Source organism: Streptosporangium sp. NPDC002607 (assembly GCF_053592655.1).
The window spans coordinates 1-5,101 of the sequence record NZ_JBSFWD010000133.1 but is presented as its reverse complement, the minus strand read 5'-3'; the positions used below and the strand labels follow the sequence as shown (position 1 = coordinate 5,101).

The window sequence follows — 5,101 nt, the reverse complement described above, 5'->3', positions numbered from 1 at the left end:
GTTGTCTCCGCTGGTCGTGGTGCCGGTCGGGATGCGTTGTTCGAGGTGGAGTGGGTTGCGGTGAGTGGCCTGCCGGTGGCTGAGCCGGTGCCGGTGGCGGTGCTGGGTGTGGACGCGCTGGGGGTCGCGGCGGCGTTTGAGGCTGTTGGGGAGGTGGCCGGGGAGCCTGTGCCGGTGTATGCGGATCTGGTGTCGCTGGCCGGGGCGGGTCGGGTGCCGGGTGCGGTGGTGGCGCAGGTGGTGTCGGATCCTGCTGCGGGTGTGGTGGAGTCGGCGCATGCGTTCACCGCTCGCGTTCTTGACCTGCTGCAGGGGTGGCTGGCCGATGACCGGCTGGCTGATTCCCGTCTGGTCGTCGTCACTCGGGGTGCGGTCGCGGCGGGCGATGGTGAGGCGGTCACTGATCTGGCGGCTGCGGCGGTGGGGGGTCTGGTTCGTAGCGCGCAGTCGGAGAATCCGGGCCGGTTCGTCCTGGTCGACGTGGATGTGGCCGGCGGGCGCTCGGTCGCCCGCCGTGACGGCGGCGATGGTGTGGAGCTGGGCCGGTCGGTGCCGGTGGGCATGCAGGAGCAGTCTCCCGCGGACGCGTCTGCGGCGTCGGCCACGGTAGTGGCTTCGGTGCTGGCTTCGGTGCTGGCCTCGGGTGAGCCGCAGGTGGCGGTGCGTGGGGGTGAGATGTTGGTTCCGCGGCTGGCACGGGCGGCTGTGCGCGGTGCCGCCTCCGATGCCTCTGCGGATGTCACCGGTGACGGTTCGGGTGAGGTCGGTGGCCGGGTCTGGGATCCGGAGGGGACGGTGTTGATCACTGGTGGTACCGGTGGTCTGGGTGGGTTGTTCGCGCGGCATGTGGTGGCCGAGCGTGGGGTGCGGCGTCTGCTGCTGACCAGTCGCCGGGGAGCGGATGCTCCGGGTGCGGTGGAGTTGCAGGCCGAGCTGATCGCGCACGGCGCCGAGGTCACGGTCGCCGCGTGTGACATGGCCGACCGGGAGCAGGTGGCGGCGTTGCTGGCCGGGGTGGATGCCGATCATCCGCTGACGGCGGTCGTTCACACCGCGGGTGTGCTGGCCGACGGCACGATTCCGTCGTTGACGGCGGAGGGTCTGGATGCGGTGCTGCGTCCCAAGGTGGACGCCGCCTGGCATCTGCACGAGCTGACCCGGGATCTGGATCTGGCCGGTTTCGTGGTGTTCTCCTCGTTCGCCGGGGTGATAGGCAACGCCGGGCAGGGCAATTACGCGGCGGCGAACACGTTCTTGGACGCGCTGGTTCAGTCGCGCCGTGCCGCGGGTCTTTCGGGCCTGTCGCTGGCCTGGGCGCTGTGGGCGCAGGAGACCGGGATGAGCAGCTCGTTGAGCGAGATCGATCTGCGGCGGATGGCGCGGGCCGGGATGCCGGCGTTGTCGGCCGAGCAGGGGCTGGCCGCGTTCGAGACGTGCCTCGCGTCGGATCGCCCGGTGGTGGCGGTGGCGCGACTGGATCTGTCGGTGCTGCGGGCGGCTCCCGAGGTGCCGCATCTGCTGCGGGGTCTGGTGCGCGTGGGCCGCCGCTCGGCCGTGTCCACGGCCGGCGGGGACGCGGAGTTGGTGCGGCGGCTGGCGGGGCTGGAGAAGGCCGAGCAGGTGCGGCTGGTGCTCGAGTTGGCGCGGGCGCAGGCGGCGGTGGTGCTGGGGCACGCGTCGGCGGAGACGGTCGAGGTGCGGCGGGAGTTCCGCGAGCTGGGCTTCGACTCCCTCACCGCGGTCGAGCTGCGCAACCGGCTGAACGCCGCCACCGGGCTGCGGCTGCCCGCCACCCTGGTGTTCGACTACCCGACCCCCGTGGTGCTGGCGGAGTTCCTGCTGGCCGAACTGCTGGGGCGGCAGGATCTGGCCACTGTGCCGGGTGTGGTGGCCGGGGCGAGGGCGGCGGTGGCGGACGATCCGGTGGTGATCGTGGGGATGAGCTGCCGGTTCCCCGGCGGGGTGGAGTCTCCGGAAGGTCTGTGGAGGCTGCTGTCCGAGGGTGAGGACGCGATCTCGCCGGTCCCGGCCGATCGGGGCTGGGATCTGGAGATGCTGTCCGGGATGGGCCTCGAGGTCCAGGGCGGCTTCCTGGCGGATGCGGTGGGATTCGACGCGGGGTTCTTCCGGATTTCGCCGCGTGAGGCGCTGGCGATGGATCCGCAGCAGCGGCTGTTGCTGGAGACGTCGTGGGAGGCGGTCGAGCGGGCCGGGATCGACCCGACCTCGCTGAAGGGCAGCTCGACCGGCGTTTTCATGGGTACCAGCGGCCAGGACTACGCGAGTCTGATCGTGAGTGTTCAGGCGGATGTGCAGGGTCATGGTGTCACGGGTCTGGCGGCCAGCGTGTTGTCGGGCCGGCTGTCCTACACGCTGGGTCTGGAGGGCCCGGCGGTGACGGTGGACACCGCCTGCTCGTCGTCGCTGGTGGCGATGCACATGGCGGCGCAGGCCCTGCGGTCGGGCGAGTGTGATCTGGTGCTGGCCGGTGGAGTGACCGTGATGACCACCTCGCTGGGGTTCATCGGTTTCAGTGCGCAGGGTGGGCTGTCGCCGGACGGCCGGTGCAAGGCGTTCGCCGACACCGCTGACGGCACCAGCTGGGGCGAGGGCGTCGGCGTGCTGGTGCTGGAGCGGTTGTCGGACGCGCGCCGCAACGGGCACGAGGTACTGGCGGTGATGCGGGGTTCGGCGGTCAACCAGGACGGTGCGTCCAACGGGTTGAGCGCGCCGAACGGCCCGTCGCAGCAGCGGGTGATCCGCCAGGCGCTGGCCAGTGCCGGGCTGTCGCCGGCCGAGGTGGACGCGGTGGAGGCGCACGGCACGGGCACCCGGCTGGGTGACCCGATCGAGGCGCAGGCGTTGCTGGCCACCTACGGCAAGGAGCGAGATGAGGATCGGCCGCTGCTGCTGGGGTCGGTGAAGTCGAACATCGGTCACACGCAGGCGGCCGCCGGTGTGGCCGGTGTGATCAAGATGGTCATGGCGATGCGGCACGGAGTGCTGCCCAGGACACTGCACGTGGACGCGCCGTCCTCGCACGTGGACTGGACCTCCGGCGCGGTGGAGCTGCTGACCGAGGCGGCCGAGTGGCCGCGGAACGGTCGTCCGCGCCGGGCGGGTGTGTCGTCGTTCGGGATCAGCGGCACCAACGCCCACGTCATCCTGGAGCAGGGGCCGGTGGCCCCGCGGATCGAGGCCGGAACGGTGCCGCGGGACGAGGCGCCGGCCGCGGATGTGCTGCCGGTGTTGGTGTCGGCCCGTACGGCGGAGGCGTTGCGGGCGCAGGCCGGGCGGCTGGCCTCGCACGTGGGGGACCGCGGTGAGGTGGCGCTGGCCGATACGGCGTTCTCGCTGGCCACGATACGGTCGGCGTTCGAGCATCGGGCGGTGGTGCTGGCCGGCGACCGTGAGGGTGTGCTGGCCGGGCTGGGTGCGCTGGCCGAGGACCTGCCGGGTGTGGGTGTGGTGCGCGGGGTGGCCGCGACGGAGCCGCGGCTGGCGGTGTTGTTCACCGGTCAGGGCAGCCAGCGGGCGGGGATGGGCCGGGAGCTGTATGACCGGTCCCCGGTGTTCGCCGAGGCGTTGGACGCGGTGATCGCCGAGCTCGACCCGCTGCTCGACGGGCAGTCGGGTGGGTCGTTGCGGGAGGTGCTGTTCGCCGAGCCGGGTACGGCCGAGGCGGAGGCGCTGGATCGGACGGGGTGGGCGCAGCCCGCGCTGTTCGCGGTGGAGACGGCGCTGTTCCGGCTGGTGTCCTCGTGGGGGGTGCGGCCCGAAGTGCTGGCCGGACACTCGATCGGGGAGATCACCGCGGCCCATGTCGCCGGAGTGCTGTCGCTGGCCGACGCGTGCGCGCTGGTGGCGAGCCGGGCGCGGTTGATGCAGGCGCTGCCCGCCGGTGGGGCGATGGTGGCGGTGGCGGCCTCGGAGGAGGAGGTCGTCGGGCTGCTGGCCGGGCGTGAGGGTGAGGTGTCGGTCGCGGCGGTGAACGGTCCGGCCTCGGTGGTGATCTCCGGGGTCGAGGAGGCGGTGCTGGAGGTGGCCGCCGCTCTGCAGGAGCGGGAGGTCAGGACGCGGCGCTTGCGGGTGTCGCACGCCTTCCACTCGCCGTTGATGGACCCGATGCTGGAGGACTTCCGCAAGCTGGCTCACCGGCTGTCCTACAACCCGCCGCGGATCCCGGTGGTGTCCACCCTTACCGGGGAGCAGGCGACGACCGAGCAGTTGTGCTCGCCGGACTACTGGGTGGACCAGGTGCGTGGCGCGGTCCGCTTCGCCGACGGGGTCCGTGCTCTGCACGCGCAGGGCGTGCGGGCGTACCTTGAGCTGGGCCCTGACGGTGTGCTGACCGCCATGGCCGATGGCACCCTCGAGGCGGACGTGCACGACGCCGACGTGGTGCTGGTATCGGCGCTGCGCAGGGATCGTGATGAGCACATGGCGGTGATGGCGGCGCTGGCCGAGCTGCATGTGCACGGGGTGCCGGTCGACTGGCAGGCGGTGCTGCCGGGCGGGCGCCGGGTCGATCTGCCGACCTACCCCTTCGAGCATCGGCGGTACTGGCCCGAGACATCCCGCCCCCGTATGGGGAACGTGGCGGCTGCGGGGCTCGCATCCACGGGGCATCCGCTGCTGGGTGCGGCGGTGGGCCTGGCGGACTCGGATGGGGTGTTGCTGACGGGTCGTCTGTCGCTCGCGTCGCATTCGTGGCTGGGCGATCACGTGGTGGCGGGTTCGGCGGTGGTGTCGGGCAGCGTGTTCGTGGAGCTGGTGGTGCGGGCGGCGGATCAGGTGGGCTGCGATGCGGTGGAGGAGCTCACCGTGGATGCGCCGCTGGTTCTCGGTGAGGGTGGCGCGGTGGCGGTGCAGGTGTGGGTCGGCGGGGCGCAGGAGTCGGGTCGCCGGACGGTGAGTGTGTACGCGCGCCTGGCCGAGGCCGATGATGGTCAGTCGTGGGTGCGGCACGCGACCGGTGTTATCAGCACGGGTGCTTCGCCTGCCGTGCCGTTCGATGTGGCGGTGTGGCCGCCGGCCGGGGCGTCCGTGATCGAGCTGGACGGGTTGTATGAGGAGCTGGCGGAGGAGGGCTTGGGGTATG

At 72.0% G+C, this 5,101-nt stretch carries 1 protein-coding gene; it reads left to right on the top strand.

Features of this window, described 5'->3' with window-relative positions; genetic code table 11:
• Nucleotides 1-60: 60 nt before the first annotated feature.
• On the top strand, nucleotides 61-5,101 hold a 5,041-nt coding region (locus ACWD3H_RS47360), incomplete at its 3' end, for a type I polyketide synthase (protein ID WP_451959759.1).